Source organism: Staphylococcus casei, from assembly GCF_030294405.1.
GTDB classification, from domain to species: Bacteria; Bacillota; Bacilli; order Staphylococcales; family Staphylococcaceae; genus Staphylococcus; species Staphylococcus succinus.
The window spans coordinates 1,595,010-1,612,113 of the sequence record NZ_CP125718.1; the positions used below are offsets into that span (position 1 = coordinate 1,595,010).

14 protein-coding genes and 1 pseudogene are annotated in these 17,104 nt (G+C 33.1%); 4 read left to right on the forward strand and 11 right to left on the reverse strand.

From position 1 onward, the window contains the following. Positions 1-294: 294 nt before the first annotated feature. On the reverse strand, positions 295-1,035 hold the full coding sequence (gene nfsA, locus QMO72_RS07790) for an oxygen-insensitive NADPH nitroreductase (RefSeq protein WP_103267333.1): 741 nt from the start codon (positions 1,033-1,035) through the stop codon (positions 295-297). A gap of 130 nt (positions 1,036-1,165) precedes the next feature. On the opposite strand from nfsA, the gene QMO72_RS07795 reads away from it, so the two are divergent. Next, positions 1,166-1,531, forward strand: coding sequence for a winged helix-turn-helix transcriptional regulator (locus QMO72_RS07795; protein WP_069824149.1), 366 nt, complete (start codon positions 1,166-1,168; stop codon positions 1,529-1,531). Between the two features lie 153 nt (positions 1,532-1,684). On the opposite strand, the gene QMO72_RS07800 is transcribed toward QMO72_RS07795, so the two are convergent. After that, positions 1,685-2,722 (reverse strand): M42 family metallopeptidase, encoded by a 1,038-nt coding sequence (locus QMO72_RS07800; RefSeq protein ID WP_103267334.1) that lies wholly within the window; start codon positions 2,720-2,722, stop codon positions 1,685-1,687. A gap of 128 nt (positions 2,723-2,850) precedes the next feature. On the opposite strand from QMO72_RS07800, the gene QMO72_RS07805 reads away from it, so the two are divergent. Then, positions 2,851-3,942, forward strand: a complete 1,092-nt coding sequence (locus tag QMO72_RS07805; protein WP_103267335.1) for a prephenate dehydrogenase — start codon at positions 2,851-2,853, stop codon at positions 3,940-3,942. Positions 3,943-4,191: 249 nt separating this feature from the next. Here QMO72_RS07805 and QMO72_RS07810 read toward each other — a convergent pair whose 3' ends face one another. Beyond that, positions 4,192-5,454 carry a Y-family DNA polymerase gene (locus tag QMO72_RS07810; protein ID WP_103267336.1) on the reverse strand — a complete coding sequence of 421 codons (1,263 nt, stop codon included), beginning with the start codon at positions 5,452-5,454 and terminating at the stop codon, positions 4,192-4,194. Positions 5,455-5,603: 149 nt separating this feature from the next. On the opposite strand from QMO72_RS07810, the gene thmT reads away from it, so the two are divergent. Beyond that, positions 5,604-5,789 carry a 2-hydroxymuconate tautomerase gene (gene thmT / locus QMO72_RS07815; protein ID WP_069824153.1) on the forward strand — a complete coding sequence of 62 codons (186 nt, stop codon included), beginning with the start codon at positions 5,604-5,606 and terminating at the stop codon, positions 5,787-5,789. 93 nt (positions 5,790-5,882) lie between these two features. On the opposite strand, the gene QMO72_RS07820 is transcribed toward thmT, so the two are convergent. Then, the gene (locus QMO72_RS07820) at positions 5,883-6,863 is read right to left on the reverse strand and encodes an LCP family protein (protein WP_103267337.1); all 981 of its coding nucleotides are present in this window, start codon (positions 6,861-6,863) and stop codon (positions 5,883-5,885) included. Positions 6,864-7,010: 147 nt separating this feature from the next. Between QMO72_RS07820 and msrA the strand changes: the two genes are divergently transcribed. Continuing rightward, complete coding sequence (gene msrA / locus QMO72_RS07825; protein WP_103267338.1) at positions 7,011-7,535, forward strand: peptide-methionine (S)-S-oxide reductase MsrA; 525 nt, start codon at positions 7,011-7,013, stop codon at positions 7,533-7,535. Between the two features lie 83 nt (positions 7,536-7,618). Here the strand turns inward: msrA and QMO72_RS07830 are convergent, their stop codons facing one another. From QMO72_RS07830 to QMO72_RS07860, 7 genes and pseudogenes are all read right to left on the reverse strand, one after another. After that, the gene (locus QMO72_RS07830) at positions 7,619-8,530 is read right to left on the reverse strand and encodes a substrate-binding domain-containing protein (protein WP_103267339.1); all 912 of its coding nucleotides are present in this window, start codon (positions 8,528-8,530) and stop codon (positions 7,619-7,621) included. 12 nt (positions 8,531-8,542) lie between these two features. After that, positions 8,543-9,484 carry an ABC transporter permease gene (locus tag QMO72_RS07835; RefSeq protein ID WP_103267340.1) on the reverse strand — a complete coding sequence of 314 codons (942 nt, stop codon included), beginning with the start codon at positions 9,482-9,484 and terminating at the stop codon, positions 8,543-8,545. Beyond that, positions 9,471-10,961 carry a sugar ABC transporter ATP-binding protein gene (locus QMO72_RS07840; protein ID WP_103267341.1) on the reverse strand — a complete coding sequence of 497 codons (1,491 nt, stop codon included), beginning with the start codon at positions 10,959-10,961 and terminating at the stop codon, positions 9,471-9,473. The genes QMO72_RS07835 and QMO72_RS07840 overlap by 14 nt, the downstream gene beginning before the upstream one ends. A gap of 12 nt (positions 10,962-10,973) precedes the next feature. After that, the gene (gene rbsD / locus QMO72_RS07845) at positions 10,974-11,363 is read right to left on the reverse strand and encodes a D-ribose pyranase (RefSeq protein ID WP_103267342.1); all 390 of its coding nucleotides are present in this window, start codon (positions 11,361-11,363) and stop codon (positions 10,974-10,976) included. Positions 11,364-11,407: 44 nt separating this feature from the next. Further along, on the reverse strand, positions 11,408-12,373 hold the full coding sequence (locus QMO72_RS07850) for a LacI family DNA-binding transcriptional regulator (RefSeq protein ID WP_103267343.1): 966 nt from the start codon (positions 12,371-12,373) through the stop codon (positions 11,408-11,410). A gap of 543 nt (positions 12,374-12,916) precedes the next feature. Beyond that, positions 12,917-15,443, reverse strand: a pseudogene (gene mprF / locus QMO72_RS07855) (bifunctional lysylphosphatidylglycerol flippase/synthetase MprF). A 288-nt stretch (positions 15,444-15,731) separates the two neighbouring features. Then, positions 15,732-16,958, reverse strand: coding sequence for an AI-2E family transporter (locus QMO72_RS07860; RefSeq protein WP_069824162.1), 1,227 nt, complete (start codon positions 16,956-16,958; stop codon positions 15,732-15,734). Positions 16,959-17,104: the final 146 nt, after the last annotated feature.

Genomic DNA, 17,104 nt, shown 5'->3' on the forward strand with positions numbered 1-17,104 from the left:
AATTATCGATATATTATATCCCTTGCATTACACAAAGCTCATATGTAACACAAACCATATTTTAGTTTACTGTATGCTTTATCGAGTGGTTATCCAAATCATGCTTGTAACAAGTACTTATGTTAAATATTCTATATACAAATCTTATTAATAGGCATAAAAATACACTGCTTTAACGTAAGGCACTTTTTACATTCAAAGTGTTTACTTTTAAAGCAGTGTATTGTTTCGTACTTATTATCTTTTTAAATGAAAGGCTACGTATTCCTCCATATACTTATCGCATATTTCACTTTATTTACGTACATAGCCTTGCTTATTAAGAAATGCTAGCATATTAGGTTGTATACTTCTTGCTAAATGATCATCTATGTGGTCGCTCCAGCCTTTAATTTTTCTTGCTATAAAAGGTGCTTTGATTGGTCTATTTTCATAGTACTGCTTCATCTCTTCATCATAACTTTCTATATGTGCCACGTCGAAAGGCTCATACTGATTATGATGCATGACTATTGATTGAGGCAGTCTTGGTTTTAGTGGCGCTTTCTCTTCATCTGGATACCCCATACTCAAGCCTACTAAAGGTATAACATACTCAGGTAATTGTAATAAGTCGCTGATTTTTTCAATGTTTAATCTGACTCCTCCAATATAAACGCCACCTAACCCCAAGGATTCTGCAGCAACCATAGCATTTTGTGCCATTAATCCAACATCTACTGCTCCAATTTGTAAAAATTCTGCATAAGCGATATCAACATCAGGCGCAATTTGATGATTACGATTAAAATCTGAACAAAATATCCAAAACTCCGATGCTTCTTGTATATAACTTTGATGACCACTCAATTCCATAATTGCTTTTCTTGTTTGTTTATCCGTAATTCGTATAATAGAAACTGCTTGTAGTAAACTAAACGATGATGCTTGATTAGCAGCTTTAAATATGTGATTAACCTGCTCCTCTGGTATTGCTTTATTTTTAAATTTTCTCACTGAACTATGGTTTTGTAATAATTTGATTGTGTCGTTCATTTGTCTTCCCCTTTCAATATACTATTTTATGATATATAATATGATAAATTATTAAGTATTAAATTAGAAGAAGGCAATATAAAAATACGTAGTATTAAATTTTGTACCTTTGTACAATGGAGGGATTTATATGGTTAAAATTTGTAATTATGGTTTTGATAAAGAAGTGATAGAAGACAATAGAGATATTTATGGTATTGCATATACTCAAAATGTACTTTCAGGACGTTATAAAAATTTAATCATCTGGTATTTGAAAGAAAAAGACCGTCGTTATAGTCACATTAAAAAATTTCTTGAAGATATCTCACAAGGATCATTAACGAAGCAATTACGAGAATTAGAAAGTGATAAGATTATAAGCCGTACGGTATACCCTGAAGTACCACCCAAAGTGGTTTATGGATTAACTGAAAAAGGTAAAGATTTGTTGCCTATTATAGATATGATGGAAAATTATGGGAAACGTCACGGAGAACAGCCCCATAGTATATAACATTAAAAAATCTAGCTCATCCTCATTTTGTATAAAAGCTACTTGCTTCAAATAATAATAAGTAAGAGCGCAATCTTAGTGCTAATAAGATTGCGCTTTTTATGATATCGATGAATGGGAAAGACGTAAAAATCTCCTTTACGTCCTCATTCACTATATATTTACTGGAGCTAAGCAATATGCATGAAGTAAAGATTGCGTTGCCTTTAAAGAATCAATATGCGTGCGCTCTAACGCATGTGATGATTCAATACCTGCACCAAATAAACCATGCCTAATGTCAGCACCTGCTTTTAGTGTAGCAGAAGCATCAGAACTATAGTATGGATAAATATCAACTTTGTATGGGATTTTATTTGTTTTACACAGGTTTACAAGTTGTTCGCGCAGTCCTTTATGGTAAGGACCTGAGCCATCTTTAGCACAGATAGAAACTGTATATTCATCAGATGCTTGTCCATCGCCCAATGCACCCATATCAAATGCAATAAACTCAACGATTTTAGGTGAAATAGATGCATTTGCACCATAACCAATTTCTTCATTGTTAGATATATAAAATTGAGTCGTGTGAGGTAGTGTTATATCTTCGCTTCTCACAGTTCTTAAAAATTCAATAATCATTGCAACACTCGCTTTGTCATCTAAATGACGGGACTTAATAAAGCCTGAAGATGTCACTTGTGTTCTAGGATCAAAACTAATAAAGTCTCCTACTTCAATACCTAAACTTTCAGTTTCCTCTTTAGTATTTACTTTTTCATCTAATCTAATTTCCATATGTTCAATATCTCTAGGTTCATTATCATTTCCACGATAAACATGTACACTCGTTTCATGTAAACATATCGTTCCTGTATATATTTGACCTGATGATGTTTCAATGTCGCAATATTCACCTTCTATCGCGTTATAGCTAAAACCCCCGATTAAATCTAACGCTAAACGGCCATCTGCTTTGATTTCTTTCACCATTGCACCTAATGTATCTACGTGTGCGGTAATACACTTATAAGATTCATCATTCTGCCCTTTAACAGTAATAATCAATGCACCCTTATGCGTTGTTTCAGTAGCAAACCCTAATTGTTCTACTTCATTTTTCACATAGGCAATCGCTTTATCTGCATTTCCCGATGGACTGTTAATGCTAGTTAATTGTTGAATCGTGTTAAAAATAGATTCTGTCATGCTATCCCCTCCTACTATTTATATTTTTATTTTAACTTTTCTTTTTTAAAATTGATACATATTGCGTATTAGCATAAGCTACTATACAATGTTACTATTCTGAAAATTTGATAGAGGTGGTTTGCTTTATGAAAAACATTCTTTTCGTTGGCTTAGGTTTAATCGGCGGAAGTTTAGCGAGTAACTTAAGATATTACCATGATGATATTACAATAACTGCTTATGATGCAGATATTTCCCAATTAGATAAAGCTTTATCTATTGGTATTATAGATGATCAATCATCAGACTATAAGACAAGCGTTGAAAGTGCGGATATTATCATTTACGCGACACCCGTACAACAAACAATTAAATATTTACAAGAATTACCTAACTATCATACTAAGAAACATGTGATTATTACTGATACTGGTAGCACCAAATCTACCATTCAACAATATGAACCTTTACTTTTAGACCATGATATACATTTAATAGGTGGTCATCCTATGGTAGGTAGTCACAAGTCTGGAGTATTAAATGCTAAGAAACACTTATTTGAAAATGCTTTTTATATTTTAGTACATAATGAATCTCGTAATGACGCTGCCTTTGAGGAAATACAAAATCTATTAAAGACAACTGATGCTAAATTCATTTCAACAACCGCTGATGAACATGACTTTGTTACTGGTATTGTGAGTCACGTTCCACATATTATAGCTTCGAGTCTCGTTCATTTAAACGCTCAACATGTCCAGGACTCTGAACTTGTTAAAACATTAGCAGCTGGTGGTTTCAGAGATATCACAAGAATAGCTAGCAGTAATCCAATTATGTGGCGTGACATCACTATTGAAAATAAAAATGTTATCCTCTCCATTTTAAATGAATGGAAAGATCAAATGGAAGATGTGATTTCACTCATTAAGCGGAATAGTCCCGACGACTTACATGATTTCTTTAATGATGCTAAAATTTATCGCGATGAACTCCCCCTTAAATCACAAGGCGCATTATCTGTGGAGTATGATCTATATGTCGATATTCCAGATAAACCAGGTATGATTAGCAAAGTTACAAATATCCTAAGTTTACATAATATTTCTATAAGCAACCTAAGAATATTAGAAGTACGTGAAGATATTTATGGTGCGTTACGTATTAGTTTTAAAAACCCTGAAGATCGTAAAGATGGCGCTGAAGCTTTAAGTGATTTTGACACTTATATTGCTTAACATCCTTTATGCATATGCACATTAATCTATGACTTTTCCTTACTATAAATGCCATAGGTTAAAATTATAAAGACAAGTACATTCAGCATAATAGAAATGTACTTGTCTTTATTTAATTACTTATATCCGCATGTTTATACCTTTTATAATCTATATACTTCATTTTTATATCCGCTTCACAAAGGTGTGCGCTTACACCATGTTTATTGGAGGAAATCGATATGAACTAAATGTAAGTAACCACGCTTACTACATCTTATGACCAGCCATTAAGCCTAAGCGTCCATTTTTTGTTCCAGCATCTGTATAAGATACAGCTTTAGAAACAATACCTTTACCAAATTTACGATGTAATGCATCAATTGTTTTAGCCAACCGCTCTTTTCGCTTCTTTTCATACTCATCTATAAACAAGTTTAACTGTGCATCGTTCTCATCTACAAATTGTGTTAAAGATACACTTACTGTTCTAAATAATGCTGTAGTATCACACAGCCTGTCCAAAAAATAGTCAATGACTTTAAAGATATCATCTTCTAAGTTCGTTGGGTTTTCTAATGTATACTGTTTATTCACATGGCCTTCCTCATTATAACCAATTGAAAAATGAATCGTCTTCGCTAATTGGTTTCTTGCTCTAACTCTACTCGCAACATCTTCAATTAATTCACGCATGACGACCTTCATCTCTTTATATTGATAATCACGCATCAGTATTTGACTCTTGCAAATAGATGGGTTCATCACCTTACATTTCTCTCTTACACGACTTTCATCTATACCATTTGCATGCAAATGTAAATCTACGCCGATAATTCCCAAATCCTTTTTCAAATACTCATGTGGGTAGACTGCTAAATCGCCTATCGTAAAAATGCCTCGTTTATTTAATTTAGCTTCTGTACGTTGACTAATTCCCCAAAATTTACTTAGGGGTTGAATTGGCCACAGCTTGCTTGGAATATCTTGATAGCGCCACTCTGCAATTAAACTTGAGGTGTGTTTTGCCTCTATATCCATCGCTATCTTACTTAGTAACATATTTGAGCCTATACCAATAGAACAATCGATACCTGTCTCCGTTTTGATTTCAAGTTGTAATTTTTTACAGAAAGCATGTAGTGTCTTACTAAATCTATGATAACTATCTGTCACATCCATAAAAAACTCATCGATACTATATTGATGTAAATCTTCTGGTGGTACATAACGTAATGCAATCTTAGAGATTGCTACTGAAATTTCTAAATATCTTCTCATACTTGGGTTAATGATATATATGTCATTTCTATGTGGTATTTCAAATAGTCTCGACCCCGTCTTAATACCTAAAGCTTTTAAAGGCGCTGTCGCTGCTAAAACGACTGAGCCTTGTCTCTTTGTATCTGCAACTACTGCTAACTTTACTTTCGTTGGATCTAATCCCTTTTGTATACACGAAACGCTTGCAAAAAAGCTTTTTTGATCGATACATAATACATCTCTATCTTCCACTCGTTTATAATCATACATATCAAATGACCTCCTTGTGCTAATTTCATTATATACGAACATTTGTTCGTTTTCAATTAAATAGAACAAATGTTCGTACCCCGTGATTTTTTATAGTTTTTTAAATTTTCATGCTATAATATTAAAAAATAGTTTTAGGAGGATAAGATATGCCTATCGTAAATGTACAATTATTAGAAGGTCGTTCTGACGATCAACTTAAAGCGTTAGTGTCAGAGGTTACACAAGCTGTAGAAAAAACCACAGGTGCTAACAAAGAAGCTATCCAAGTAGTTATAGAAGAAATGAAACCTACGCATTTTGGTGTAGCTGGTGTGAGAAAGTCAGATCAATAATACACTGTATGTGTCACAGTCACTTTGGTAGACACAACAAAAAGGAGTAACTCATCAATTAATGAGTTACTCCTTTTTATAGCTACTGCTACCTTATTCATTTAAAAACTTTTTAACTTCTTCTTTATTTTTAGCTTTATCGATTTCTAATGAACTACCATCGGCTGGCGTTTGAATATCTTGATACGTGCCTTTGATAGGTAATGTTATAGAATCAATATCTTTATCGCCTCGAATACCGAAGTTTAAACCTGTCTGCATCAGTGCAGAATCTGGCATGTTGGTATTTAAGTAACCTCTTAAAATACCAGCAACTCGTGGTAATTTAGGCAGTGTGTCTAAACTCACAAGTTCTTTCTTAAGTGATTGCATCACTTGTTGTTGTCTCCGTACACGACCAAAGTCACCTTCAGGGTCATGTCTGAATCTAGCATATCCTAATAGTTCTTTACCATTTAAACGATGATGACCTTTTTTCAATGATACACCGATATTTTCAGACATATCTTTTTCGACATCTATTGGTACACCATTAGGCTCTAATTCATCAATCATTTTTTCAAAACCAGTAAAATCTAAAATAGCATAGTATTCAGGATCTATACCTAGGTTTTTCTTCAAAGTCTGTCTCAATAATTCTGGCCCACCTATAGAATAGGCTGAATTAATCTTATGTTGCCCATTACCGGGTATATCTGCATAAATATCACGCATCACAGACATCATCTTCATTTTCTTATGAATATAATCATATTGTGCGATCATAATAGAATCAGTCCTAGAAATACCACCTTGTTCTTTATCTGCACCTAACACCATAATCGTTATTTTACCGTCATTTTTAACGGCACCATTAAATTTTTGTTGCTTCAGTGTCTTACCGTGGTCTTTAGCATAATCAATTCCAGCGTTATATCCGTGAACTGAATAGCCAATTACTATCGCCAATATTATAACTAAGATTAAAATAATAATAGGCAACTTTCGTATTCGCTTCTTCTTAACCCTACGCATAGGGCGTTGATTCGTCTCATTGCTTGTGTGTTCATTGTTGTTTTGTTTATCTTCATTCATTAGTATCAACCTTATATCTTCAAAATTGCACATTTATGTACTATAATTAGCATATACTTAAGTTATATAAAAAGTGAATAAAAATCAAGTGATTTCTTAATAAATGGTACTAAGGTCTAATACAGAAAGACAGAAAGGATGTTAAACATGAATATAAATAAAGCATACTTCGCAGGTGGTTGCTTTTGGTGTATGGTCAAACCCTTTGACACATACGAAGGAATTGAAAAAGTAACCTCTGGATATATGGGAGGCCACGTTGACCATCCAACTTACGAACAAGTCAAAGCTGGCGACACTGGACATTTTGAAACAGTTGAAATCGAGTATGATGTCGCATTGTTCTCATATCATAAATTATTAGAAATTTTCTTTTCTGTAATAGATCCTACTGATGAAGGTGGACAATTTCAAGACAGAGGTGCGCAATATCAAACTGCCATTTTCTATACCAACGCAGATCAAAAAGAAGTTGCTGAAGACTATGTTGAAAAATTAAAGCAAACTATAAATAGAGATAAAGCAATCGCAACTAAGATATTACCCGCTTCTACATTTTATGAAGCTGAGGAAGAACATCAAGACTTTTATAAGAAAAATCCTGAACGTTATGCTAAAGAACAACAGGACCGTCAACATTTTAAAGCATCGTCAACAGATTCATCAATATAAAATTAGCCGGATTACATATCTACTGTAATCCGGCTTTTATCATACTTACGTTATTATAATGATATACCAATTTCGCATTACTATTACTGCTGTCGCTTCATTTCTAACGGGATTTTATGCTTTTTCTCAACATCTTCGCCGTTAAATAGTTTCATAACTGTTTTAATACTTGCTTCTCCCATTAAGTTAGGTTGTTGTGCAACAGTAGCATACAGTTGCTTATTATCTACGGATTTTAGCGCATCTTCATTACCATCAAAACCGATAACTTTAATATCTTTATTGCCTACCGCTTCTACTGCTCCTAGAGCCATTTCATCATTTTGCGCAAAGATGGCTTTAATATCTGGATGTGCTTGTATAATGTTTTGCGTAACATTTAATCCTTCAGTCCTATTAAACTTCGCACTTTGTTTCGAAACGACATCCAATGACTGATCGGCTACATTATGGAATCCTTTACCTCTTTCCCTAGTAGCACTTGCTCCTGGTATGCCTTCTAATTCTGCTACTTTAGTCTGTTTACCAAATTGATCAACAATAAGTTGACCTCCCATTTCTCCACCTTTAATATTATCTGAAGCTATAAATGATGCTACTTTGCCTTTTGCTACTTCTCTATCAAGCGTAACCACAGGGATATTTTGATCATTAGCAATTTGTATACTACCAGAAACGGCATCTGAATCTGCAGGATTTACAATAAGGTAATCTACATTTTGCTGTATTAAATCATCGATATCATTAGCTTGCTTAGCTGCATCATCTTGCGCGTCAGCAAATTTCACTTTTACGCCTTCTTTTTTAGCTTCATTTTCAATACCATCTTTAATCTTTACAAAAAATGGATTATTTAAAGTGGAAATGCTCACACCAATAACTACATCTGATTTTTTCTTCTGTGATTTCCCACTATTATTATTTTCTAAAGGGGATTCTAGTGAACACCCTGTTAAAAATAGCAAAATAACAAAAGCTCCGATTATTTTTTTCATACTGACTCCCCCTTATTTATTCTTTCTATCAATCAGTACAGCAATGATAATGACTACACCTTTAACGACTTGTTGATAGAATGAAGAGACACCTAATAAATTTAACCCATTATTTAATACGCCGATAATTAAGACACCGATTAAAGTACCTAATATGCGCCCTTTACCTCCCGTCAACGAAGTGCCGCCTAATACAACCGCAGCAATTGCATCTAATTCATATGACATTCCAGCAGTTGGTTGTGCAGAGTTTAATCGTGATGTGAGTATCGCACCAGCCATTGCTGACATTAACCCAGCTAAGCTATAAATCATCACTTTCAATTTATTAACCTTAATACCGGAAATAAATGCCGCTTTTTCATTACCACCCATAGCATAGGTTTGTCGTCCAAATATCGTTTTATGCAATACTATATATAAAACGACAAAGGTAATGAACATAGTTACAGCAGGAACAGGCACGCCTAAAAAATAACCACGCCCAAATAATTGAAAAGCGTAACTTCCATTTAAGTTAGTGATTGGATTGCCATCGGTAATAACTAGCGTGACGCCTCTAAACACAGTCATAGTGGCTAAAGTTGCTATGAAAGGCGCCATCTTACCTAAAGTTATTAATAAGCCGTTAATCGCCCCTAAAATGGCACCAAAGATACATCCTATTAACAATGCCACAATAGAGTCCACGCCTGAGACCATTAATATTGCTATCATTGCACTTGATAACGCCAATGTAGAACCAACAGATAGGTCAATCCCTCCTGTTAAAATGACAAATGTCATACCAAAAGCAATCAGTCCATTGATTGACACTTGTCTTAATAAATTAAATAAGTTAGAGGGTTCTAAAAATGCGCTATTTAAAGCACTTATAATAATCACTAATAAGATTAATCCAATAAAAGGAATTATTTTTTCTAAATATGAAAAAGATAACTTAGATTGTTTCATATATTTTTCCTCCTGTAGCTAAAGTCATAATATGCTCTTCTGTTAACATTGCTTTATCTAAAATGCCTGCTATGCTACCTTCATGTACCACGGCTACTCTGTCACTCATCCCTATAATTTCAGGAAGCTCTGATGAAATCATAATGATCGACATGCCACGTTCAGTAAGTTCATTCATTAATTGGTAAATTTCTCTTTTAGCTCCAACGTCTATGCCCCTTGTCGGTTCATCCAATATGAGCACGTGTGGTGCTGTAGCTATCCACTTCGCTAATACTACCTTTTGTTGATTCCCACCTGATAAATCTATACACACATCATTTTTCTTACCTTTTATATTTAAGCGTTGAATCATTTGTTCGGTATATTGTTCCATTGATACCCGAGTTATAAATCCAGATTTAGAGAAACTTTTTAAAGCAGGTAAAGATATATTTTCTAATATCGTATCTTGTAGCACTAAACCTTCTTCTTTTCTATTTTCTGTTATAAATGCTAGCCCGTGCTTAATAGCCTGATTAGGATTATGCATCTGCACTTTTTTATCATTTAGTGTTACTCGCATATCTCCTTTATCTAATCCAAATAACACACGCATGATTTCAGAACGTCCAGCGCCCATCAATCCACTAAAGCCAAGTATCTCGCCTTTGTGTAATTCGAATTGAATATGCTCGAGCTTATGTGCTGTTGAATTTAGATGCTCTACAGATAAGACAACTTCATCTTGTTTATAATTTCTATCTGGATATTGGTGATCTAAATCCCTACCTATCATCGCCTTAACAATTTGAGCATTTGATGTTTGTTTAGTATCTTTCGTCAAAATAGAGCGGCCATCTCTCATTACTGTAATACGATCTGAGATATTAAAAATTTCTTCCATTCTATGCGAAATGTATACGAATGATACACCTTCACTTTTCAATCTTCTAATTTGTTGAAATAACACTTCAATTTCACTACTTGTCAAAGCTGCAGTAGGTTCATCCATAATAATAACTTTAGATTCCTGCATTAAGGCCTTACTAATTTCTAACATTTGCTGCATGCCTACGGATAAGGTGCCTGCCAATTGATGTAAGTCAACGTTTATATTAAGTTTTTCAAAAATGGCCCTTGCACGTTTGCTCATTGATTTATTATCAATAATGCCTAATGCTTTAGTCTCTTCTTTACCTAAAAACAAATTTTCTAACACTGTTAAATTCGGCCAAATATTCAATTCTTGCTGGATAAAAGATACACCATGTTGTTCAGCATGTTTTGTATTTTTAAACTGAAGCGGCTTATCATTCAACAGTACAGAACCGCTCTTTGCTTCATACACACCAGTAAGTATTTTCATCAAGGTACTTTTACCGGCACCATTTTCACCCATTAAAGCATGTACTTCAGCGTCAGCAATCTCAAAATCAACACCCCTGAGTACATCGTTATTTCCAAACGACTTATAAATTTGATTCATTGTTATCATTTCAATCACCCCTTAAAATAAAACGCCGCTCGTTAATATTACATTGGCATAAGGCTTGGCTTCTCCTGTGCGTATAACAGCCTTTGAATATTTACTTTGTGCTTTGAATTGTTCGTGCGTTTGTGTAGCAATATCAATGTTTGCAGTACATAACTGTTTAAATAACACATGGTTTTCAGTCTTCATTTCTTCAGCTACTATCATATTTTCTATGTTCATATGTGCTTTTATCACATTAAAAACTTCTAAAAAGGATGGCTTCCCTAGTTCCAAAGCGAGGTCTATTTTTTTCACACCTTGTGGCACTGGTAAACCACAATCAGCAATTACAATTTGGTCTGTATGACCTAAATCACTCAGTAATTTAGAAATTTCACTATTTAAAATACCTGTCTTATACATATCCTCACTCCTCGTCATTTATGTAACCCGTTACATATTGAGCATTAAAATCTAGTACTTTTCCTTCGCTTGACTATTAACGCCACGCTATCACACTGAGTATGACTACTTTCATCGTATACATTAAGTAGTTTCGAAACTGCAAGTTGACCTAATTGATAAGCAGATTGATCTATCGTCGTAATTTGAGGATAAGTCATTTCTGAAAATGGTATATTATCATATCCCACAATTTGAATATCATCAGGCACTTTAAATTGATGTTGCTGGATAAGTCCTAGAATTTTAATTGCTAACAAATCATTACTACAAATCACACTATCTATTTTGTATTGACTTAGCATCTTGAGAAATTGACGTTCTTCATCCAGCTGTTCTGTATTACAAAAGTGATATGAAACAGCGTGCCGTTGTAATATAGATTGAATTCCTTCAACCCGCATTTTGAATGCGTCAATATTTAAGTCAGCGTGCACTATGAGTATGTGTTTACCGTGCCCTTCTAATATTAATTCAGCTTGGCGTTGTCCCCCTTCAAAGTGATTGGTAGAAATACCACTACGCTGATTGTTCGTACGATCGACAAATACAAATGGAATACCTTGTTGTGACAGCATATTTTCTACGACGTGCTCATCAATGACGGTTGTAATCATTCCAACACAGTTATGTGAAATAAACGTAGATAAATAGTCTCTTGCTTTGGTAACATCATTATCGCTGTTACCAATAAGTACTTGATAGCCTTGTTCTAAAGCAATATCTTCGACACCACGCGCAATTAACGTAAAAAATGGGTTGCTTATATCTGGTAAGAGTAAACCTATCATCTTAGACTTTCTTTTAAACAAGGTTCGTGCCGCTTCGTTAGGTTGATAGTTCAACTGAGTTATTGCATGCTCAATCTGTTGTCTCGTTTGATGCTTCACATATCCATTATTATTTATCACTCTAGAAACAGTTGCGACAGAAACACCAGCCAATTGTGCAACTTCTCTAATAGTAGTCATTAAAATCACCTCAATTATATGTAACCGTTTTCATATTAACATAAGTTATTCTTATTGGACAGTTCAATTAGAAGAAATATTTTATTTTCTTCTATGAATAAGCTAGCTTTTCGTTAATTATAAAGAAATAATTGCAAAAGCATTTAATAGTTGTTATCACACATTATCATCAAGTCAAAAATAACGCTGTAGCATAGCGCAATTGAATCATAAAGATGATGAAATATTACAACATTATAATAAACTGAAATTCAAAGTATCATATATCCTTTTTATTTATAGTAAATTGTTCTATCAATATTGAAAGCGCTTACCATAAGTGTTATATTATGTTCGTACCTTTGACAAAGGGGTAACGAGAAATTCCATATAGTTAGAGTCAAAATAATATTTAAGCAAGAAACACCAGTTAGTTTATTAAGTAGTTAATGACTTCTCCAGTATTTAACTACACAAACCATTAAACACTAAACGCCTTAAACAAAAACCAACACGCACATATATTGTACGTGTTGGTTTTTTAATTTTAGCGTATACGTTCTTCTATTTCCCTTTTCTAATCACACGCATCACGCTTAACATACTCAACCATAATGAGTGATGTTTACGATAAACTAGAAATCTTGGTTCCCAATCCGGATTGAATTTCTCTTTATATCTTCTAAGACCTTGGAAGCGGTATAAACCATTAAAATGTTCAAATACACGTCCCGCAATTCTTTCACCATAAAATGCATATGGCACCTGCCCCACATTAGATAATGTAGCCATTCCCATATTAAAACGCTCATAACCATTTTCTTTTGCCCATAACAGCATATTTAAATATAAACCATCCATAAGTGGCAACGCTACATCAGATTTCCAACGAATTAAATCAACCGACATAGTTGCTTTATAATACGTTGGCATCAATGTACAAAATGCAATAATTGTCTGATCATTATCTTTAATGACGGCTATAGGTGCTTTAGATATATAGTGTGGGTCAAAACTACCTACAGAAAAATGCATTTCATTACGTTCACCTAACCAGTCATCACTAATATCTTTTAATTCTGACACTAAAGCTTGTGAAAATGGCGGTGTTAATACTTCAAACGATAAGTTAAGCTCATCAAATTTATTGAGCGTCGCACGTAAACCACGTTTCTTTTTACCAGATATAGTAAACGTCGTTAAATCTATTAAAGCTTCTTCGCCTAATTTGAAGAATTGATTACCAAAATTATGGTATAAGGACATATATTTATCTGTCACTTGGTAGAATATAATATCATAGCCTAAATATTCCGCTTCTTTGTAAAAACTTTCTAATAGTTTCTGAAATGACTTAGGATTACCGATAGGATCTCCCAATACGATATGTGCATTGTTTTTGTATCTATACATTAAAAATGCATCATGTGTTTCGTTTATAAAGCATTTTTTGTCACCACTATACATTAAATGACTTAAATAATTACCTCCATGCTGTTTGATAATAGCGTTACATATTTCGTCTTCACTACCGCTACGTAATATTCTATAACGTTGTTCAAACCACCATACAATAATACCTACGATCATAGCTACAAGTATAATGGTAAACCAGAAATAATATCTTAAAATTGAAGTATCTACTTCAATGTGATAAATATCTAACGAGTAAAATGTACTAGCTATAAAAAGATGGTTGATATATAAGATTACAGAACCCAAAATGATATTTACAAATAACTTACTATATCTAAACGGTCGTTTAATCACATGTGCGCGTTTATAAAATATGACTAATAATATCAACATAATGATAAGCCAACTAATTAACATAAAAGATGCATAAGTATAGGCAGTTACCACAAATATTAAGATAATTGATATGATTGAAAACAAGATGGCACGTTTAGAAAGATGATACACACCAAATACATTTAATAATAGTAATAAACAAGCACAAGTGTGTACTGAGACAATAATATAATAAATGTAATGGTGTGGGTTATACAAACCATCGTAAATAATCGTTAAATTATTCAAGAAAAATACTATACTCGTAAACATTAGCAATAAAGCAATCGAAAATGACGGAATACGTGCAATAATATCTTTTTGATATGACCCAAGAAGAGAAGTCATATCTTTCATTGGAACTATAATTTTCGAGCCTTCCCAATAACGTTTAGCTGTACTACGAAATTCAAACGTAGATAAAATCAAGGCAACTAATACTGGGAATAAATAATACGCAAAGCGATAAAGTAGTAACGCTAGTACAATACTTTCTTCAGGAATTTTCATTGATTTTAACCCTAATAATACAACTAAATCAAATGTACCAAAACCACCAGGAATAAAACTGATCAAACCTGAAAGTGCAGCTATAATGAATATCCCCATAAACGTGGCGAACGAAATATGTATATCGACTAACCACATAGCCATATATAATACCAAAGCTGCAATAAACCACTCCACACCAGATACAATCGTACAATAAACACCAAGCAATTTTTTTATCTTTTTGTACTGGTTTTATGATAGTAAATAAGATAAATGCTGGTAAAAATAATGCAACAATATATAGCAACCAATGCATCCACGGAAATGGACTAAAGATATGCGACACATCAAATACATGAACTACAACGAGAATAGACAGTAAACTCAGTCCTGTAAGCATAGACACTAATACAATTGATATTGTATGCAGTAATGCGCGCTTATCGTCTGTGGTATTTTTATAAAATAAAAAACGTACGCTAGCACCGATAAAACCACCAAAACCAACTACGGCGTTTAAGGCATTGACAATATAACCAATCCTAATTGTTTTTAATAAAGATATACGTAAATCTAATGCTTTCGATAAAATAACATCGTACAGTGATAGTACAACAATTGAAAGGCCACCACTTAAGAATAGCGCCACTAACCAAACTCTATTTATTTGATCAAAAGATTTTATTGTCTCTTTAAAATCAATATGAGAGAGCTCTTTATACAATGTAAAGACAACAAAAATAAATAATGCAATTGCAAATATTACTTTTAATATAGAAAGTAATTTACTTCTTAATTCCTTAGACATATTTTCTTTTCACTTCACTTTTGGATATTTCTTATGCATTACAAAAAATATATCACAATACTATTACATATGAAATAAAACTTTAATGATAAATACTAACATTATTGTTAGGTTGTAGACATTCCTCATCATTTCATTTGAATGACTTAAATCAAATAGCGTCTTCACTTTTATGATATATAAAAAACGTCCCTTTGAAATATTTTTCCAAAGAGACGTGTGATTTGTAAAATAACGTTATACATCTTAGCATATAGAGTCGTACTCATGTACGCAGCAAGATACAGATTAACGAATAACTTCCTCGTCTTGAATTTCGTATTCACCTGCATCATCACCATAATATTTATTATATCTACGTTTATATAAAAGATATAAGTGTGATATTAATACTTTCAAAATCGCGTATGCTGGTATACCTAAGATAACACCAACAACACCGAGTAAATTACCAGCACTTAATAAAATGAAGATGATTGTAAGCGGATGAATCTTCAATGTTTTACCCATAATATTAGGGGAAATGAAGTGTCCTTCAATAAATTGAACGGCTGTCCATACGATAACTAATTTCAATAGCATAATTGGTGAGGTAATCAAAGCAATAATGATTGCCGGTGAAATCGCAATTGTAGGACCAATATAAGGAACAACACTTGTTACCGCAGCTATACAAGCTAATATCAAGCTATAATCTAAACCAATAATACTATAACCGATAAATAACAGAATACCAATACAGAATGATACGATGATTTGTCCTTGAATATAAGAACCAACTTGTTCGCTCATTTTATCTAATAAATCATGAAAATCTTTTCTGAATCTTGGTGGCATGATCTTCGTAGAAAATTCTTTAAAACGATGACCATCTTTTAACATAAAGAATAAAACAAATGGCGTTGTTGCAATGACTACACCAACATTAACTAATGCCTCTGCTACATTCTTAACTTTTGAACCAAAACCATTAAAGTAATCTGATATCATAGATGGTAATTTATTTGCTAACGCATCTAATTGATCTTGTACTTGACCATAATAATTAGAAATCAGTGAATATTTAGTAATACTATCGATAAATTGATTTACTTTATCTACATAGTGTGGAAAATTATTTCCAAAACTCTTAATCTGTGTACTAATCACTGGAATAAGTAAGTTAACAGCTAGTGCTATCACAGCGATAATCAGTAAGAAGAGAATAATAACTCCCCAAATTCTAGAAATATTATAACGTTCCATTAAGTTAACTAATGGATTGAATAAGTAATATAAAATAATTGAAACAATAATGGGTGCTGCAATTGTATTAAATACGATGATAAAAGGCTTGAAAACATAGGAAACTTGGTCAAATATAAAAATTGCGATTCCAACAAGTATCAGTATTAACAAACCAAAGAGTAGATCCTTACCACCGAAAAATTTCATGAAGCGGGTTTCAGGAAAACTCAATTTCATTCTATCTTTCCCACTCACTTTTTCTTGCTTAATATTTTCTTCATTCGACATTCAATTCACCATACCTTAAATTAATTCTTAAAAAATTTGCATATTCACATTAATACAACAATCTTCAAGCACAAGTACAGCAATAGCTCAAGCGTTAGATTAATAATAACACATTCCATATGTATCAAACATAGATGTCGCTATTC